A 16,382-nucleotide genomic window follows, 5' to 3' on the forward strand; every position below is an offset into this window, starting at 1 on the left:
GGTGCGTCTGTTACGCCTGTTGTGCGGCGGGTGTACGGGTGAGGGGTGCGGCGGGGGCCTGGGCCAACGGTTCCTCGCGGCAGTTGAAGCTCTCTCTGAGCCGCGCGAGCATCGCGTTCAGCTGCCCGACCTCGTCGTCGGACCAGTCCCGCAGGGTCCGGGCGAACATGTCCGCCGTGCGCCGCCCGAGCTCGTCGAGCATGGCGCGGCCGGCGGGGGTGAGCCGCAGGATCCGGGAGCGCTTGTCCAGCGGGTCCGGGTCGCGCTCGATCCAGCCCCGCGCGGCCACGTGCTGGACGTGACGGCTCGTCACCGACATGTCCACATCGAGGAGTTCGGCGAGCCTGCTGATCCGCATCTCGCCGTGGCGGCCGAGGAGTGTGAGTACGGCGGCGGACCCGGCGGGGCACTCGGCGGGCAGGATCCGGCCGAGCCCGCGCTTGACGGCCCCGATGGCGCTGAGCTGCCGGGCCAGCTCCTCGTAGTGGCTCTGCGCGGCCATCGGGCTTCTCCCCTTGACTCTCATTGGCTCAATGATCTCGTTGCTTAGGGCAACCATAGGATTGATTGGTTGCTGAAGGCAAGCGAATGGGGGCGGGTGGGGGTAAAGTAAATGCAAAGTGTTCGCATGTGGGAAGTCAACGCGCAGGTGGGAGGGGTCGGGCGGCGCTCGCGCCCGGTGTGCGTACGCCGTGAGCGTGTGGTGTGCGTGCCGGGGCACGCGGGGGCGGGGGTTGGGCGGAACCCGGGACTTCGCTAGGGTCCCGTGCATGGCACACAACACCCCGGGCCCCGAGGGCAACTACGACCCCGCGGGCAGCACGCAGATGTTCCGCGCCTTCGTCGACGAGGGCGCGCCGCAGGGCCGCCAGGCGGCGGCGACCCCGGCGGCGGCGCCGGCCGGTCCGCGCGTCGGCCTGATCGTCGGCATCGTCGTCGTACTCGCCGTCCTCGCGGGCGTCGCCTGGCTCGCGCTGGGCTGACCCTCCCGCACCTCCCGTACCTCCACATCGAGACCTGTTTCGCTCAGCGCCAGTCGGCGGTGACCGTACGGGTCTCGATGTGCATTCCGAGCGGTACGCGCCAGGCGTCCACGCAGACGGTGTACGTACGTGACGTCGCGGCGTGCGCGGCGACGGGTGCGAGGGGCTGTTCCGTGGTGATGGTCGCCCAGTCGATGCCCAGCAGGCCGATGATGTGGGTCGCGAACGTGAGCGTGCCGGACCGCACGGGGGTGTCGCCGGTGTTGCGGACCGGGATCGTGACGTTTTCGCACCAGCGGGTGGGGGTGGGGGTCCGGGTCGGGGGGCCCAGGGTCAGGGCGGCGGGGGTGTCGGGGCTGGGGGTGGGCGTGGGGGTGCCGCCCGTGCTGGGGGTGCCGGTGGGGTCGCCCGTGGTGGGGCCGCCTCCGGGGGTGCTGCCGCCGCTGGTGCCCGGGGTGGCGCCGCTTCCCGCTGAACCGCTTCCCGCCGAGCCGCCTCCGGCGGAACTGCCGCCTCCGCTGCGGCTACCGCCACGGACCTCGGCCGTACCGCCGCGCGCCCCCGTCGTACCGTCGCCGCTACGGGCCTGCGGGCTGCTGGGCGCCGCGCTCCCGCCCGCAGGCGTGGTGCTCGCCCCGTCCAGCGGAACCAGCTCCACCTTGCCGTGGGGCGGCACCGCCTTGCTCGACGGGGCCTCCGTGCCCACGGCCACGTACGGCTTGCCGCCCTCCCCGCCGCAGGCGGCCAGCGCGCCGCCCAGCGCGAGCGTGGCGGCCGCCGATACGCCGATCAACGCAGCACGTCGCATCGCGCCAGTGTTGCTGACGGAGCGTCAATTGTGAACCCCGGGACGGGGCTGAGGCGGGGGGAGGAGGGGGAGGGGGCCCGGGCGGGACAGCCGGACCCCACTCAGCCCCTAGTCCGCGATCAACCCCTCCCGCAGTTGCGCCAGCGTCCGCGTCAGGAGGCGGGAGACGTGCATCTGGGAGATGCCCACCTCCTCGCCGATCTGGGACTGCGTCATGTTCGCGAAGAAGCGGAGCATGATGATCTGGCGTTCGCGCGGGGGGAGTTTGGCCAGGAGGGGCTTGAGGGACTCGCGGTACTCCACGCCCTCAAGGGCCGCGTCCTCGTAGCCGAGGCGGTCCGCGAGGGAGCCCTCGCCGCCGTCGTCCTCGGGGGAGGGGGAGTCGAGGGAGGAGGCCGTGTACGCGTTGCCGACCGCGAGGCCGTCCACCACGTCCTCTTCCGAGACGCCCAGGACCGCCGCCAGCTCGGGCACGGTGGGCGAACGGTCCAGCTTCTGGGCCAGTTCGTCGCTCGCCTTCGTCAGCGCGAGGCGGAGTTCCTGGAGGCGGCGCGGGACCCGGACCGACCAGCTCGTGTCGCGGAAGAAGCGCTTGATCTCACCGACCACCGTCGGCATCGCGAACGTCGGGAACTCCACGCCCCGTTCGCAGTCGAACCGGTCGATCGCCTTGATCAGGCCGATCGTGCCGACCTGGACGATGTCCTCCATCGGCTCGTTGCGGGAGCGGAAGCGGGCCGCCGCGTACCGCACGAGCGGGAGGTTCAGCTCGATCAGCGTGTCGCGTACGTACGTACGCTCCGGGCTCTCCCCGCCGCCCAGCGCGGCCAGCCGCAGGAACAGGGAGCGGGAGAGCGTGCGGGTGTCCAGCGGTTCGTGGGAGCGCGTCGCCTCCCGCCGGGCGGCCGCGGCGGAGGGCGCCGGTCCGGCGGAGTCGAGCGCCTCGGGGGAGCCGGGCACGGCGCAGGTGTCGATGGCTTCCGGGCTCTCGCGCACATCTGGCGCGGGCACGCTCTTCATGAGCGTGAGCACCTGCACCTTTGAGCTGCCCTGTTCTGCGGACATGCCACCCCCTTGAGGTCGCGGACGGTCGCGGTGGCCACGACCATCGGAGGAACGCAGCCTCCACCTGAATACCGGAGGCGGGGCTGCGGCAAACGCGGTTCCAGCAGAATGTCACATGTCGGCAACACGCTGTAGTGACATGTCGACAAGTCAGGTGTGGATCCGTGCAGTTAGCAGGGGGTGTGCCGGTTTTGCCGCCGGATTGTTCACCCGGACGTGGATCACTCGATCCGGTTATGCCTCGATTCGATTTGCGGATCGAAGCCGCGCGAAGCTCCTGGCCAGCAGCCTGGACACATGCATCTGGGACACGCCCAGCTCCTGGCTGATCTGGGACTGCGTCAGATTGCTGTAGTAGCGGAGCATCAGGATCCGCTGCTCGCGTTCGGGCAGTTGTACGAGGAGGTGGCGGACCAGATCGCGGTGTTCGACCCCGGCCAGCGCCGGGTCCTCGTAGCCGAGCCGGTCCAGGAGGCCCGGCAGGCCGTCGCCCTCCTGGGCCGCCTCCAGGGAGGTCGCGTGGTACGAGCGGCCCGCCTCGATGCAGGCCAGTACCTCGTCCTCGCCGATCTTCAGCCGGTCGGCGATCTCGGCGGTCGTGGGCGAGCGGCCGTGAGCGGTCGTCAGGTCCTCGGTGGCGCCGTTCACTTGGACCCAGAGCTCGTGCAGCCGGCGCGGGACGTGGACGGTGCGCACGTTGTCGCGGAAGTACCGCTTGATCTCGCCCACCACCGTCGGCATGGCGAAGGTCGGGAACTGCACCCCGCGCTCCGGGTCGAACCGGTCGATCGCGTTGATCAGACCGATCGTGCCGACCTGGACCACGTCCTCCATCGGCTCGTTGCGGGAGCGGAACCGCGCCGCCGCGTACCGCACCAGCGGCAGGTTGGCCTCGATCAGCGCCCCGCGCACCCGGTGGTGCTCCGGAGTGCCCGGCTCCAGGCCCTTGAGCTGCCCGAAGAGGACCTGGGTGAGCGCCCGGGTGTCCGCGCCCCGGCTGCTGGTCCGGACAGGGGCACGGTGGCTTTCGGGGGGCTCCTGGGGCTCGTTCTGGGGCGGCACTTGAGGTGCGGTACTGGCCGGCACGGTCAACGCCACCCCTTCGCGGTCACTGCTTGGTCAATGTCGCGGTCAACTTCGGTCGAACCATCGTCGACTCATCCGTCAAAAGCGGTCATAGCATCACAAGACATGTCCACTGTGTGCAAGCACCGTATAACCACGTGTTGAGGGCAAGTTGGGCATTTGGCCCGCCCGGCGCCCGCCCCCGGGCATACGAAAGGCCCCGCACCACCCGGGTGCGGGGCCTCGTCGCGTACCGGCTCAGAACGGATAGTCGGCGATCACCCAGGTGGCGAACTCGCGCCACTGCCCGGCCGCCGCCTGGTGGGCCGGGTGTTCGAGGTAGCGCTTCAGCGCGTCCGCGTCCTCGACCGCCGAGTTGATGGCGAAGTCGTACGCGATGGGCCGGTCGGTGATGTTCCAGGCGCATTCCCAGAACCTCAGCTCGGGGACGAGCCCGTCCAGTTCCTCGAACGCCTTCACCCCGGCGGCGACGCGCGCCTCGTCGCGCTCCACGCCTTCGTTGAGCTTGAAGAGGACCAGATGGCGGATCATGTGTGCTCCTTGCCGTGCGTACGTGTCAGCGCCCCCGCTGATCGTACGAGCAGGCCTTCGCGACTCAGCGGACCAGCTCGGTCATGAACTGGCCGATCCCCTTCGCGGCGGAGGAGATCCCCTCGAACCCCGTCTGGACCATCCCCGCGGCCTCCACCGGCGAGGTGATGATCGTGTACAACACGAAGACGACCGCGCAGTAGAGCAGCACCTTCTTCACGTCCACGTGCGTGCACCCTCCCCGGCTCCCCTGTGCGCTCGCGTGAGTCTAACCAACACCACTTCCGCCGTCCTCACCCCGTCTTTAAGGACCAAGGGCCCCCGGATCGGGGCCCTTCGCCGGACGTTACGGACGTGACAGGGGAGCAGGATGGTTCCAGAGCCCAGCGGATCTGGCAGGAATCCGAGGGGCCGGAACAGGGCCTCACTGCGGGGTCCGCGCCGCAGGCTTCCCCCCGAACGCGGCATGGACTTGCAGGCCCGTTCTCGTCGGGGGGAGCGGCTTTGTCCCCCCGATGCCGCTCCCCCCGTCCCAGCCACGAAAGCCCCGGTCGTCTCGGCCGGGGCTTTCGCGCGTCCGGACGGGCGCCGGGGCACGCAAGAAGGGCCCCGACGCTGTCGGGGCCCTTCTGAGAGCGGTAGCGGAGGGATTTGAACCCTCGGTTACTTGCGCAACACTCGCTTTCGAGGCGAGCTCCTTCGGCCGCTCGGACACGCTACCGAGAGAGAGCTTAGCCCAAGGTGGCCCGTGGTTTGAAATCCGTATGCGGCGACCGGGGTGAGACGTGGGTCACCGCCCGCCCACCTGCCCTGCCGACGCCCTGCCGACACCCGGTCGGCGCTCCCGGTCAGCGCTCCCGGAAGAACGCCGTCAGCTGGCGGGAGCACTCCTCCTCCAGGACGCCCTGGATCACCTCGGGGCGGTGGTTGAGCCGCCGGTCGCGCACCAGGTCCCACAAGGACCCGGCCGCGCCCGCCTTCTCGTCGCGCGCCCCGTACACGACCCGTTCGACCCGGGACTGCACCAACGCGCCCGCGCACATGACGCACGGCTCCAGGGTCACCACGAGCGTGCAGCCGGTCAGCCGCCACTCCCCGGTCTTCTGCGCCGCCCTCCGGAGCGCGACGATCTCCGCGTGCCCCGTGGGGTCGCCGGTGATCTCGCGCTCGTTGTGGGCGGTGGCGAGGACCGTGCCGGCCGCGGACAGGACGACGGCGCCGACCGGCACGTCGCCGGCCAGTGCGGCCCGCCCGGCCTCCCCCAGGGCGGTGCGCATCGGCTCCGCCCAGGGGTCGCGTACGGGATCGTGCGCCACGGCCACTAGCGCACGGCCTCCAGCACCTCGGCCGCTCCCAGCGCGTCGGCGATCTCCACCAGCGCGTCCGAGTCGAGCGTGAGCAGCTGGCCCTCGCTCACGCCGAGGTCCGCGAGGATCGCGGTGTCCCCGAGCGGGCCCGCGGGCACCGGGTCGAGGGCGTCCACGGCTTCGTCGTCCGGGTCCTCCTGTTCGTCGAGGTCGCCGTCCTCCGTGCCGTCGAGGTCCAGCGCGTCCAGCTCGTCGGCGCTGTCGTCGGAGGCCGGATCGCGGCCGAGCAGTTCGTCGGTGAGGAGGATTTCTCCGTATGAGGAACGGGCGGCGGCGGCTGCGTTGGAGACATAGATGCGAGGGTCCTCCTCGCCGTCCAAGCGGACGACGCCGAACCAGACATCCTCCTGCTCGATGAAGACGAGCACCGTGTCGTCGGCCCCGTCCGCCGTGGCCTCCCGGGCCAGGTCGGCGAGGTCGGCGAGGGTCTCCACATCGTCGAGCTCCGTGTCGCTCGCTTCCCACCCGTCTTCGGTGCGCGCGAGCAGTGCGGCGAAGTACACCGTGACTCTCCCACTGGTCATAGGCGTGCCGGTTGGGGGTCCCCCCGGCCGTGGCTTCACTGGAATCGTTGCAGAAACAACGCCGTTGCGAGAGTTCTTCCGCGGTTGCGTTTCTCCGGTCGGCGCGTCGGCCGCGTTCCCCGCGTCCGACGCGTCGTTTCTCAGGTCACCAGCGGAAGGTTCGCATGCGCATGGCCTGGCGCATACGGGCCGCGCGGGCGCGCCGGGGCTGGACGCGGTCGCGCAGGGCCTTCGCCTCGTGCAGCTCGCGCAGGAACTGGGCGCGCCGACGCCGCCGCTCGGCGGCGCTCTCGGGCCGCGCGTCGTCCCTGCCGTCCTGCTCGTCCGGCTGCTTGTCCGCCTGCTTGTCCGCCATGAGTGGGCACCGCCCCGGGGGTGTGTCAGTCCCTCGTCAGTCCCTCCCACCTTCCCTCGGGTGGGTGGTTTGATGCCAGCGCGGGCGGCGCGGGCGGGCCGTCGGCCCGGTTACTGTGGGGTTATGCGTCTCCACGTCGTCGACCACCCCCTGGTCGCCCACAAGCTCACCACCCTGCGCGACAAGCGCACCGACTCCGCGACCTTCCGGCGCCTCTCCGACGAGCTGGTCACCCTGCTCGCGTACGAGGCCACGCGCGACGTGCGCACCGAGCAGGTCGACATCGAGACCCCGGTGACCCCGACGACGGGCGTGAAGCTGTCGTACCCGCGTCCGCTGGTGGTCCCGATCCTGCGGGCGGGCCTCGGCATGCTGGACGGCATGGTCCGCCTGCTGCCGACCGCCGAGGTGGGCTTCCTGGGCATGATCCGCAACGAGGAGACCCTGGAGGCCTCCACGTACGCGACGCGCATGCCGGAGGACCTCTCCGGGCGCCAGGTGTACGTCCTGGACCCGATGCTGGCCACCGGCGGCACGCTGGTCGCGGCGATCAAGGAGCTCATCAGGCGCGGCGCGGACGACGTCACGGCGGTCGTCCTGCTGGCCGCGCCCGAGGGCGTCGAGGTCATGGAGCGCGAGCTCGCGGGCACGCCGGTGACGGTCGTGACGGCGTCGGTCGACGAGCGGCTCAACGAGCACGGGTACATCGTGCCGGGTCTGGGTGACGCGGGGGACCGCATGTACGGCTCGGCGGAGTAACCAGGCCTTGCCCGGGGGCTCGGCCCCCGGACGCCCCCGGTCGGCGCGCCGCCGCTGCCGGGGGCTCTGCCCCCGGACCCCCGCTCCTCAAACGCCGGAGGGGCTGAATTTGCCGCCCCTCCCCCCGGAGGGTTTAGGGAAGGGGCGGGGAGGGGCTCAACACTTGCCGGGAGCCTGCGGCGTCGGCTTGCCCAGGGTTGCCAGGGCCGTGGCCGCCTGTTGGGCCGGGTCCAGGGTCTGGAAGGTCGAGCCCAGGATGAGGTCGACGTCCGGGGTCGTGCGGGCGTCCGTCTTCTGGGTCGTGCCCTTCAGCTGCGTACCCAGGACCGAGAACATGCCCCGCGTCGCCCCGGGCGCGCCCAGCAGTATCCCGTTCCCGGTGACCTTCTTGTCGTACTCCTCCGGCGCGTTCCCCACCTTGCCGATGGCGAAGCCGCGTTTCTTGAGTTCGTCCGCCGTCTCCTTGGCGAGGCCGCCCCGCGGCGTCGCGTTGTAGACGTTCACCGTGATCTGGGCGGGCTTCGGCAGCGCGGCGGCCGCGGCGGTCGCCGTGGACGGCGACGGGCTCGGCGCGCAGTCGTGCTTCGCGCCCGCCGTCTCCTTCTTCGCGTCGTCCGACCCGCCGAAGACGTCGATGAGCTGGATCGTCCCCCAGCCGATCAGACCGAGGGCCACGACGGCGGCGACCGCCGCGAGCAGGAGTCGGCCGCGGCGGCGGGGGCGGCGCATCCGCGGGTACTTGTCGCCCGTGATGCGGTACTTTCCGCCCATGCCGGGGGGAGTGAGCATGCTCATGTGCGCAGCGTAGTGCGGCCCGGTGGCGATGCCTACTAAATGATCAATGGATGGCGGCCGTATGAGCGGTAAAGGGCCCGAAAGGATCAGTCCGGATCGGTCCGGACGGCCGTCGGCGGGTGACGCTCAGTCCATTTCCAGCACGCGCGCGTGGAGTACCTGGCGCTGCTGGAGCGCCGCGCGCACCGCGCGGTGCAGCCCGTCCTCCAGGTAGAGGTCGCCCTGCCACTTCACGACGTGGGCGAAGAGGTCGCCGTAGAACGTGGAGTCCTCCGCCAGGAGGGTCTCCAGGTCGAGCTGGCCCTTCGTGGTGACGAGCTGATCGAGCCGGACCGGGCGCGGCGCGACGTCCGCCCACTGCCGGGTGCTTTCCCGGCCGTGGTCGGGGTACGGCCGCCCGCTTCCGATGCGCTTGAAGATCACACGGAAAGCCTACCGGGCAAGCGGCTCCGGGCGCAGCCATGGTGCGCGAGTGCGATCCTGGGCGGAGTGCCGCAAACCCGACATTGGGGGCTCGCCATGACCGACAGCGACGAGACGCCGGGCGCGTCGGCGGGTGTGACCCCGGGTGGGGCGCCGCCCGTCGCCTCCTCCGTCTCCCTCCCTCCCCCCGTCGCCGAGATCGCCACCGGCTACGCCTTCACCGGCCCCGCCATGGAGCTCGGGGCCGTGCTCTGGGAGGGGCAGTGCCACGCCGACGCGCCGGTCTGTATCCCGCTCGCCATGCTCAACCGGCACGGCCTGGTCGCCGGAGCCACCGGCACCGGCAAGACCAAGACGCTCCAGCTCATCGCCGAGCAGCTGTCCGCGAACGGCGTCCCCGTCTTCCTGGCGGACGTGAAGGGGGACGTCTCCGGGATCGCCGCGCCCGGGCAGGACAGCCCCAAGGTGCGAGAGCGGGCCGGGCAGGTCGGGCAGACCTGGGAGGCGGCCGGATTCCCCTGCGAGTTCTACGCGCTCGGCGGCATCGGCGCGGGCATCCCGCTGCGGGCCACGGTCACCAGCTTCGGGCCCGTACTCCTGTCGAAGGTCCTGCAACTCAACCAGACGCAGGAGCAGTCGCTCGGGCTGATCTTCCACTACGCCGACTCCAAGGGCCTTGAGCTGTACGACCTGAAGGACCTCAAGGCGGTCACCGGCTTCCTGGTCTCGGATGTCGGCAAGCCGGAGCTGAAGGGGATCGGCGGGCTGTCGTCCGTCACCGCCGGGGTGATCCTGCGGTCGATCACCGCCTTCGAGCAGCAGGGCGCGAGTGAGTTCTTCGGGGAGCCGGAGTTCGACGTCAGCGAGCTGCTGCGGCTGGGGCCGGACGGGCGCGGGCTGGTGTCCGTACTGGAGCTGCCCGCCGTCCAGGACAAGCCGCAGCTCTTCTCCACCTTCCTGATGTGGCTGCTCGCGGAGCTGTTCAACGGGCTGCCGGAGGTCGGCGACGTGGACCGGCCCAAGCTCGTCTTCTTCTTCGACGAGGCGCATCTGCTGTTCAGCGGGGCGTCGAAGGCGTTCCTGGAGTCGATCACGCAGACCGTGCGGCTCATCCGCTCGAAGGGCGTCGGCGTCTTCTTCGTGACGCAGACGCCGAAGGACGTGCCCGCGGATGTGCTGGCGCAGCTGGGCAACCGGGTGCAGCACGCGCTGCGCGCGTTCACGCCGGACGACGCGAAGGCGCTGAAGGCGACGGTACGGACGTTTCCCAAGTCGCCGTACGACCTGGAGGAGACGCTCACCGGGCTCGGTACGGGCGAGGCGGTGATCACGGTCCTGAGCGAGACGGGCGCGCCGACGCCGGTCGCGGTGACGCGGCTGCGGGCGCCGCGGTCCCTGATGGGGCCGGTGCCGGCGGAGGACCTCGACCGGCTGGTCAAGTCCTCCCTCCTGTACGAGCGTTACGCGGAGGCCGTCGACCGCGAGTCGGCGTTCGAGAAGCTGTCGGCGGGGGAGAAGGAGCGGGAGGCTGCGGCGGTGGAGTCGGCGCTGGAGTCCCCCTCGGCGCCGAAGGAGCGGGGTGACAAGTCGCTGGCCGAGCAGGTGGTCGGCAGTGGGATCTTCCGCTCTCTGGCGCGGTCGGTGGGCACGCAGCTGGGCCGCGAGATCTCCCGCTCCCTCTTCGGCACCCGCCGCAGATAGCCCCCGGGGGGGGGTGGGGTTGAGGTGGGTTTCCCGGGGCTTCGCCCCCGGCCCCCGTTCGTCTGCGGGCCGTCTGTGGCTGGTCGCGCCCGCGCGGCGGAGCCGCAAATGTCACAGCCCCGCGCCCCTTGAATGCCGCTGCGCGGCAATCCCCTGGGCGCCCCGCAGGGGCGCATTAAGGGGCGCGGGGAACTGCGCGCTCAGCCACAGACAACCCGCACCCGAACAGCCAGCCCCCTCACTTCGGCGGCTTCGCCGCCCTCGCTGCTGCCTTCATTTCCTGTTTGTGTGCCCGCACCTTCGCCAGGGTCTCCGGGCCCGTGATGTCCGCGACCGAGCGGTGGCAGTTCGGTTCGCCGTACGCGCCCGCGGCCTCTTGCCAGCCCGGAGGGTGGACGGAGAGTTGCTTGCCGAGGAGGGCCAGGAAGATGCGGGCCTTCTGGTCGCCGAAGCCGGGGAGGGCCTTGAGGCGGGTCAGCAGGTCGGCGCCGGTCGGCGCGTCGCGCCAGATCGCCTCCGCGTCACCCCCGTACTCCTCCACCAGGTAGCGGCAGAGCTGCTGAACGCGCTGGGCCATGGAGCCGGGGTAGCGGTGCACGGCCGGTTTCTGCTTCAGGAGCTCGGCGAAGGCGTCCGGGTCGTAGGACGCGATCGCCGCCGCGTCGAGGTCGTCCGCGCCCATGCGGGTCGCGATCGTGTACGGGCCCGCGAAGGCCCACTCCATCGGGATCTGCTGGTCCAGCAGCATGCCGACCAGCGCGGCCAGAGGGCTGCGGCTGAGCAGCGCGTCGGCGTCCGGCTGCTGGGACAAGTGCAGCTCCTGCGTGGGTTTCTCACTCCGTGCCATACGCCGATGATCACCGGGGTGGTCAGGCTTCGCACCCCGCCGTCACCGTTTTCCCGGGAACTCACACTTTCGTATGACTGGCGCAACCGTTCGGAATGTCCACCCGGACGGCGGGTAGTGCTGGGGCCGACCAACTGGTGCCATCAGGAGGGGAAGCCCAGTGACGCAGCCGTTCGTCCTGCCGGATTTCTATATGCCGTATCCGGCCCGGCTCAATCCTCATCTCGAAGCCGCGCGGGTCCACTCCCGCGAGTGGGCCCGTGGGATGGGCATGCTGGAGGGGTCCGGCATCTGGGAGCTGAGCGACCTCGACGCCCATGACTACGCGCTGCTGTGCTCGTACACCCACCCCGACTGCGACGCGGAAGCCCTGTCGCTCGTCACCGACTGGTACGTGTGGGTGTTCTTCTTCGATGATCACTTTCTCGAAGAGTTCAAGCGGACCCAGGACCGGGAGGGCGGCAAGGCTTATCTTGAGCGGCTTGCCGCCTTCATGCCCATGGACCTCGCCGATGGGTTTCCCGAGCCGACCAACCAGGTGGAGAAAGGTCTCGCCGACCTGTGGGCGCGGACCGTGCCCAGCATGTCCTACGGCTGGAGGGAACGGTTCGCCGAGTCCACCCGCAACCTTCTCAACGAGTCGATGTGGGAGCTCGTCAACATCAACGCGGGGCGCATCGCCAACCCCGTCGAGTACATCGAGATGCGCCGCAAGGTCGGCGGCGCGCCCTGGTCGGCGGGGATCATCGAGTACGCGGCGAACGCCGAACTCCCGCCCGCCGTGGCGTCCTCGCGCCCGCTGCGGGTCCTCACCGACGCCTTCTCGGACGGCGTCCATCTGCGCAACGACCTCTTCTCGTACCAGAGGGAGGTGGAGGAGGAAGGGGAGCTGAGCAACGGGATTCTCGTGCTGGAGACCTTTCTCGGGTGTACGACCCAGGAAGCCGCCGAGACCGTCAACGATCTCCTCACCTCCAGGCTTCAGCAGTTCGAGAACACCGCCCTCACCGAAGTCCCCGCGCTGTGTCTGGAGAAGGGGCTCAGTCCGGAGGAGTGTGCTCGGATCGCCGCGTATGTGAAGGGGTTGCAGGACTGGCAGTCCGGCGGGCACGAGTGGCACATGCGCTCCAGCAGGTACATGAACAAGCAGGCGCAGGAGCGCAGTTCGATGTTCGGCGGGGTGCTCGGCACCTCGGCGCTGGACATCAAGAACCTCTTCGGGCGCCCGGCTCAGGCCCGGCTGCGCAGCCACGGCCATGTGCCGTTCGAGCGCGTCGGGCCGTCCCTGCTGCCCGACTTCGACGTGCCCTTCGAGCTGGGGCTCAGCCCGCACCACGCCGACGCGCGGGAGCGCTCGGTGGCCTGGGCGGGGCGGATGGGCCTGCTCAACGACATCTGGGACGAGCAGAAGCTGCTCGGCTACGACTTCGCGCTCTGCTCGGCCGGGCTCGACCCGGACGCCACCCCGGAGGAGCTGGAGCTCAGCGCGGAGTGGCTGACCTGGGGGACGTACGGGGACGACTACTACCCGCTGGTGTACGGGCGTTCGCGCGATCTCGTCGGTGCGCGGGTCGCCCATGAGCGGTTCCTGCACATCCTCGACGCCGACGATCCGGAGCGCGGGCGCGCCCTCGCGGTGAGCCCGATGGAACGTTCGCTCGCCGACCTGTGGGCGCGCACGGCGGGCCCGATGTCGCCGCAGGGGCGCCAGGGCTTCCGCCAGGCGGTCGAGGTGATGCTGGAGAGCTGGCTGTGGGAGCTGCACAACCAGGGACAGCACCGCATCCCCGACCCGGTCGACTACATCGAGATGCGGCGGCGCACCTTCGGCTCGGACCTGACCGTGGCCCTGAGCCGGATGCGGCACGCGGACGCGCTGCCGCCGGAGATCTTCCGTACGGGCACGATGAGCGCCCTGGAGAACTCCGCGATGGACTACGGGATGCTGATCAACGACTTCTTCTCGTACCAGAAGGAGATCGAGTTCGAGGGCGAGGTGCACAACCTGCTCCTGGTGGTGCAGCGCTTCTTCGACTGCGACTATCCGGCCTCGGTGCGGATCGTCGACGACCTGGTGCGCTCGCGGATGCAGCAGTTCCTCCACATCAAGGAGACCGAGATCCCGCTGCTGTACGAGGAGTTCGGGCTCGACGGGGAGGGCCGGGCGGCCCTCGACGCGTATGTGAAGGAGTTCGAGGACTGGATCGCGGGGATCCTCAACTGGCACCGGGGCGTGCGCCGCTACAGCGACGAGTCGCTGCGCGGCGGCTCGCTGCCGAACGTGATCCCCTCGGTGCTCGCCTCCTCCGGGCTAGGTACGGCCGCGCTCCGGTTCGCCCAGCTGGTGGCGCAGTCCACCGGCGGCCCGGTGGACAGCCAGGTCGCGGGGCTCACCGGGGCGTGATCGACTTGCGGGCATGGGTCATGACCATGGACCTCCACCCGGGGCCGCGGGCACCCTGAGCGGCACGTTCCGCAGCCGGCTGCTGTGGACCATCGGCATCAGCGCGTCGATCACCGTCATCCAGGTGGTCGGCGCGCTGCTCTCCGGCTCGCTCGCCCTGCTCGCGGACGCCGCACACAGCCTCACCGACGCGGTCGGCGTCGCGCTGGCGCTCGGCGCGATCACCCTGGCCCAGCGTGCCCCCACGCCCCGGCGCACCTTCGGCTTCTACCGGGTGGAGATCTTCTCGGCGGTCCTGAACGCCCTGCTGCTCGTGGCGATCTTCGTCTGGGTGCTGTGGTCGGCGATCGGCCGGTTCAACGAGCCGGTGGAGGTCAAGGGCGGGCTGATGTTCGCGGTCGCGGTGGGCGGGCTCGCGGCGAACCTGGTCGGGCTGTGGCTGCTGCGGGACGCCAAGGACCAGAGCCTCAATCTGCGCGGCGCCTATCTGGAGGTCCTGGGCGACGCGCTCGGCTCGGTCGCGGTGATCGTCGGCGGTCTGGTCATCCTCCTGACGGGCTGGCAGGCGGCCGACCCGATCGCGTCCATCGTGATCGGTCTGCTGATCGTGCCGAGGGCGTACGGACTGCTGCGCGACGCCCTGCACGTCCTGATGGAGGCCGCCCCGCAGGACATGGACCTGGCGGAGGTGCGCCGGCACCTGCTGGAGGAGCCCGGCGTGCTGGCGGTCCACGATCTGCACGGCTGGACGGTCACCTCCGGGATGCCGGTCCTCACCGCCCATGTGGTGGTGGCCGACGACGCGCTGGCCGACGGGTACGGGGACCTGCTGGGGCGCCTCCAGCGGTGCGTCGGCGACCACTTCGACGTGGCCCACTCCACGATCCAGCTGGAGCCCGAGGGACACCCCGAGTCCCCCGGTGCACTGCACAGCTAGGCCCGTGCCCGCTCACCAACTGGGGGAGCGGTACGCCCTTGTCACATCCGGGCCCGGCGCGTCGTCCTAGGGACATGGACATCGCCATTGCGGGAGGGACGGGGACGCTGGGTAGCCGCGTCGCCGAGGAGCTGCGTACGCGGGGGCACCGCGTGCGGGTGCTGAGCCGTAGGTCACCGGAGTACCGGGTCGACCTGACCACGGGGGAGGGGCTGATCGACGCCCTTGCGGGGTGCGACGTCGTGGTGGACGCGGCCAACGGCCACGGCACCGCCAAGGGGGTGGCCCGCACGCTCGTGGACGGATCGCGGCGGCTGCTCGCCGCCGCGCGGGCCGTGGGCGTACAGCACCACGTATGCGTCTCGATCGTGGGCTGCGACATGGTGCCGATGGGATATATGCAGGTCAAGGCCGAGCAGGAGTGGGTCGTACGGGAGGGCAGGGTGCCCTGGACGATTGTGCGGGCCACCCAGTTCCACGAACTGCTCGCCTCGGCGCTCGGGTCGGCCGCCAAGTGGGGGGTGGTGCCGGTGCCCCGGGCCCGGCTGCGCACGGTCGCCTGCATGGAGGCCGCCTGGGTGGTCGCCGACGTGGCGGAGGGGGTGCCGCACCGGGGGCGGATCGAGGTCTGCGGGCCCGAGGACACCGACGTCCGCGAGATGGCCCGGGTCTGGCGCAACGTCACCGGGCGCAAGGCCGTCCTGATGCCGGTGCCGCTGCCCGGCCGGATGGGCCAGGCGCTGCGGGCGGGCGCGCTCACGGTGGAGCGGCCGGACGTGCGCGGCACCATGTCGTTCGCGGAGTGGCTGCGGACCGAGCAGGTCTGGGCGAGCGTCGCGGGGCTGCGGTGAGCGCGGCCGGCGGGCGCGGCCCGCTGTCCAACGAGGACGGACTGGCCCGCGCCTTCGAGCGGGAGCGGCCCCGGCTGTTGCGGGTCGCCTATACGACGACGGGGTGCCTGGCGGAGGCGGAGGACTGCGTCCAGGAGGCGTGGCTGCGGCTGCGCGGCCTTGAGGACCCGGGGGCCGTCCGCGATCTGCGTGCCTGGCTGACCACGACGGTGGGCCGGCTCGCCCTGGACGCGCTGGGCAGCGCACGGGTGCGGCGCGAGCGGTACGTCGGCACCTGGCTGCCCGAGCCGCTGGTGGAGCAGGCGCCGGACGAGCAGGACCCCGCCGACCGGGTCACGCTCGACGAGTCGGTGTCGATGGCCCTGATGATCGTCCTGGACGAGCTGTCGCCCGCCCAGCGCACCGCGTTCCTGCTGCACGACGTGTTCGGGCTGCCCTTCGAGGAGGTCGCGGGCGTGGTGGGCCGCACCCCGGCGGCCGTACGCCAGTTGGCCTCGCGGGCCCGCCGCCACGTCGACGGCAGCCGCCCGCACCACCCCGCCGGATACGCCCGCCAGCGCGAGTTGGTCAGCGCTTTCGGCCAGGCCTGCCAGGAGGGGGATCTGGAGCGGCTGGTCTCGCTGCTCGACCCCGAGGTGGTCTGGCGCGGCGACGGCGGCGGCAAGGTGACCGCGCTGCACGGCATCGTGCGCGGCGCCGACAACGTGGCGCGCGGCATCGTCGCCCTCACCCGGGTGCACGTCCCGCCGGACGGGCTGCGGCTCGCCCACGTCAACGGGGCGCCCGGTCTCGCCCTGTACCACTGGGACGGTGCCCGCACGATCGTGGCGATCACCGTGGACGGCGGCCGGATCACCTCCGTGGACGCCATCCGCAACCCCGACAAGCTGACCCACGTACCGGACGCGTGAGCGCTTCGGCGTCCGCCCCCGCCTGAACGTCCGCC

Annotated in this window: 19 protein-coding genes and 1 tRNA gene; 7 read left to right on the top strand and 13 right to left on the bottom strand. The window is 71.1% G+C overall.

Going from position 1 to position 16,382, the window contains the following annotated elements; translation table 11 throughout:
• Positions 1-10: 10 nt before the first annotated feature.
• Positions 11-502: a MarR family winged helix-turn-helix transcriptional regulator gene (locus OG965_RS21930; RefSeq protein WP_371653785.1), complete on the bottom strand. Its 492-nt coding sequence runs from the start codon at positions 500-502 to the stop codon at positions 11-13.
• A gap of 268 nt (positions 503-770) precedes the next feature.
• On the opposite strand from OG965_RS21930, the gene OG965_RS21935 reads away from it, so the two are divergent.
• Complete coding sequence (locus tag OG965_RS21935) at positions 771-983, top strand: hypothetical protein (RefSeq protein WP_371653786.1); 213 nt, start codon at positions 771-773, stop codon at positions 981-983.
• Positions 984-1,026: 43 nt separating this feature from the next.
• Here OG965_RS21935 and OG965_RS21940 read toward each other — a convergent pair whose 3' ends face one another.
• From OG965_RS21940 to OG965_RS21980, 9 genes are all read right to left on the bottom strand, one after another.
• Positions 1,027-1,791, bottom strand: coding sequence for a hypothetical protein (locus OG965_RS21940; RefSeq protein WP_371653787.1), 765 nt, complete (start codon positions 1,789-1,791; stop codon positions 1,027-1,029).
• A 108-nt stretch (positions 1,792-1,899) separates the two neighbouring features.
• On the bottom strand, positions 1,900-2,856 hold the full coding sequence (locus tag OG965_RS21945; RefSeq protein WP_371653788.1) for an RNA polymerase sigma factor SigF: 957 nt from the start codon (positions 2,854-2,856) through the stop codon (positions 1,900-1,902).
• Positions 2,857-3,090: 234 nt separating this feature from the next.
• The gene (locus OG965_RS21950) at positions 3,091-3,942 is read right to left on the bottom strand and encodes an RNA polymerase sigma factor SigF (protein ID WP_371653789.1); all 852 of its coding nucleotides are present in this window, start codon (positions 3,940-3,942) and stop codon (positions 3,091-3,093) included.
• Positions 3,943-4,179: 237 nt separating this feature from the next.
• On the bottom strand, positions 4,180-4,473 hold the full coding sequence (locus OG965_RS21955) for a Dabb family protein (RefSeq protein ID WP_371653790.1): 294 nt from the start codon (positions 4,471-4,473) through the stop codon (positions 4,180-4,182).
• A gap of 64 nt (positions 4,474-4,537) precedes the next feature.
• Positions 4,538-4,699, bottom strand: a complete 162-nt coding sequence (locus OG965_RS21960; RefSeq protein WP_180357221.1) for a hypothetical protein — start codon at positions 4,697-4,699, stop codon at positions 4,538-4,540.
• Between the two features lie 410 nt (positions 4,700-5,109).
• A tRNA-Ser gene (locus OG965_RS21965) sits at positions 5,110-5,194 on the bottom strand.
• A 127-nt stretch (positions 5,195-5,321) separates the two neighbouring features.
• Positions 5,322-5,750: a tRNA adenosine(34) deaminase TadA gene (gene tadA / locus OG965_RS21970; protein WP_371657021.1), complete on the bottom strand. Its 429-nt coding sequence runs from the start codon at positions 5,748-5,750 to the stop codon at positions 5,322-5,324.
• Positions 5,751-5,794: 44 nt separating this feature from the next.
• Positions 5,795-6,364 carry a hypothetical protein gene (locus OG965_RS21975; RefSeq protein ID WP_371653791.1) on the bottom strand — a complete coding sequence of 190 codons (570 nt, stop codon included), beginning with the start codon at positions 6,362-6,364 and terminating at the stop codon, positions 5,795-5,797.
• A 145-nt stretch (positions 6,365-6,509) separates the two neighbouring features.
• Positions 6,510-6,719: a hypothetical protein gene (locus OG965_RS21980; protein ID WP_371653792.1), complete on the bottom strand. Its 210-nt coding sequence runs from the start codon at positions 6,717-6,719 to the stop codon at positions 6,510-6,512.
• 123 nt (positions 6,720-6,842) lie between these two features.
• Here OG965_RS21980 and upp point away from each other — a divergent pair, with 123 nt between their 5' ends.
• A complete protein-coding gene (gene upp, locus OG965_RS21985; RefSeq protein ID WP_371653793.1) occupies positions 6,843-7,478 on the top strand; it encodes a uracil phosphoribosyltransferase in 636 nt (211 codons plus the stop codon).
• A gap of 156 nt (positions 7,479-7,634) precedes the next feature.
• On the opposite strand, the gene OG965_RS21990 is transcribed toward upp, so the two are convergent.
• Together OG965_RS21990 and OG965_RS21995 are read right to left on the bottom strand one after the other, a co-directional pair.
• A complete protein-coding gene (locus tag OG965_RS21990; RefSeq protein WP_371653794.1) occupies positions 7,635-8,273 on the bottom strand; it encodes a LytR C-terminal domain-containing protein in 639 nt (212 codons plus the stop codon).
• A gap of 126 nt (positions 8,274-8,399) precedes the next feature.
• On the bottom strand, positions 8,400-8,696 hold the full coding sequence (locus OG965_RS21995; protein ID WP_053725882.1) for a type II toxin-antitoxin system VapB family antitoxin: 297 nt from the start codon (positions 8,694-8,696) through the stop codon (positions 8,400-8,402).
• Positions 8,697-8,792: 96 nt separating this feature from the next.
• Between OG965_RS21995 and OG965_RS22000 the strand changes: the two genes are divergently transcribed.
• Positions 8,793-10,397: a helicase HerA-like domain-containing protein gene (locus OG965_RS22000; protein ID WP_371653795.1), complete on the top strand. Its 1,605-nt coding sequence runs from the start codon at positions 8,793-8,795 to the stop codon at positions 10,395-10,397.
• A gap of 238 nt (positions 10,398-10,635) precedes the next feature.
• Here the strand turns inward: OG965_RS22000 and OG965_RS22005 are convergent, their stop codons facing one another.
• Positions 10,636-11,244, bottom strand: a complete 609-nt coding sequence (locus tag OG965_RS22005; protein WP_371653796.1) for an HhH-GPD-type base excision DNA repair protein — start codon at positions 11,242-11,244, stop codon at positions 10,636-10,638.
• Between the two features lie 160 nt (positions 11,245-11,404).
• Between OG965_RS22005 and OG965_RS22010 the strand changes: the two genes are divergently transcribed.
• The 4 genes from OG965_RS22010 to sigJ all read left to right on the top strand — a co-directional run bounded on the left by OG965_RS22010 (position 11,405) and on the right by sigJ (position 16,347).
• Positions 11,405-13,648 (top strand): germacradienol/geosmin synthase, encoded by a 2,244-nt coding sequence (locus OG965_RS22010; protein WP_371653797.1) that lies wholly within the window; start codon positions 11,405-11,407, stop codon positions 13,646-13,648.
• Positions 13,649-13,661: 13 nt separating this feature from the next.
• Positions 13,662-14,585 (top strand): cation diffusion facilitator family transporter, encoded by a 924-nt coding sequence (locus tag OG965_RS22015; protein ID WP_371653798.1) that lies wholly within the window; start codon positions 13,662-13,664, stop codon positions 14,583-14,585.
• Positions 14,586-14,659: 74 nt separating this feature from the next.
• Positions 14,660-15,436 (top strand): SDR family oxidoreductase, encoded by a 777-nt coding sequence (locus OG965_RS22020; protein ID WP_371653799.1) that lies wholly within the window; start codon positions 14,660-14,662, stop codon positions 15,434-15,436.
• Positions 15,433-16,347, top strand: a complete 915-nt coding sequence (gene sigJ, locus OG965_RS22025) for an RNA polymerase sigma factor SigJ (protein ID WP_371653800.1) — start codon at positions 15,433-15,435, stop codon at positions 16,345-16,347. The genes OG965_RS22020 and sigJ overlap by 4 nt, the downstream gene beginning before the upstream one ends.
• Positions 16,348-16,382: the final 35 nt, after the last annotated feature.

The organism is Streptomyces sp. NBC_00224, from assembly GCF_041435195.1.
Lineage (GTDB): Bacteria > Actinomycetota > Actinomycetes > Streptomycetales > Streptomycetaceae > Streptomyces.

Excerpts from the sequence above, each read along its gene's own strand:
- upp (WP_371653793.1), top strand. The coding sequence starts at position 6,843 with ATGCGTCTCCACGTCGTCGACCACCCCCTGGTCGCCCACAAGCTCACC.
- OG965_RS21990 (WP_371653794.1), bottom strand. The coding sequence starts at position 8,273 with ATGAGCATGCTCACTCCCCCCGGCATGGGCGGAAAGTACCGCATCACG.
- OG965_RS22005 (WP_371653796.1), bottom strand. The coding sequence starts at position 11,244 with ATGGCACGGAGTGAGAAACCCACGCAGGAGCTGCACTTGTCCCAGCAG.
- OG965_RS21930 (WP_371653785.1), bottom strand. The coding sequence starts at position 502 with ATGGCCGCGCAGAGCCACTACGAGGAGCTGGCCCGGCAGCTCAGCGCC.
- OG965_RS21955 (WP_371653790.1), bottom strand. The coding sequence starts at position 4,473 with ATGATCCGCCATCTGGTCCTCTTCAAGCTCAACGAAGGCGTGGAGCGC.
- OG965_RS21940 (WP_371653787.1), bottom strand. The coding sequence starts at position 1,791 with ATGCGACGTGCTGCGTTGATCGGCGTATCGGCGGCCGCCACGCTCGCG.
- OG965_RS21980 (WP_371653792.1), bottom strand. The coding sequence starts at position 6,719 with ATGGCGGACAAGCAGGCGGACAAGCAGCCGGACGAGCAGGACGGCAGG.
- OG965_RS21975 (WP_371653791.1), bottom strand. The coding sequence starts at position 6,364 with ATGACCAGTGGGAGAGTCACGGTGTACTTCGCCGCACTGCTCGCGCGC.
- OG965_RS22020 (WP_371653799.1), top strand. The coding sequence starts at position 14,660 with ATGGACATCGCCATTGCGGGAGGGACGGGGACGCTGGGTAGCCGCGTC.
- OG965_RS22015 (WP_371653798.1), top strand. The coding sequence starts at position 13,662 with ATGGGTCATGACCATGGACCTCCACCCGGGGCCGCGGGCACCCTGAGC.
- OG965_RS21935 (WP_371653786.1), top strand. The coding sequence starts at position 771 with ATGGCACACAACACCCCGGGCCCCGAGGGCAACTACGACCCCGCGGGC.
- OG965_RS22000 (WP_371653795.1), top strand. The coding sequence starts at position 8,793 with ATGACCGACAGCGACGAGACGCCGGGCGCGTCGGCGGGTGTGACCCCG.
- tadA (WP_371657021.1), bottom strand. The coding sequence starts at position 5,750 with ATGCGCACCGCCCTGGGGGAGGCCGGGCGGGCCGCACTGGCCGGCGAC.
- OG965_RS21945 (WP_371653788.1), bottom strand. The coding sequence starts at position 2,856 with ATGTCCGCAGAACAGGGCAGCTCAAAGGTGCAGGTGCTCACGCTCATG.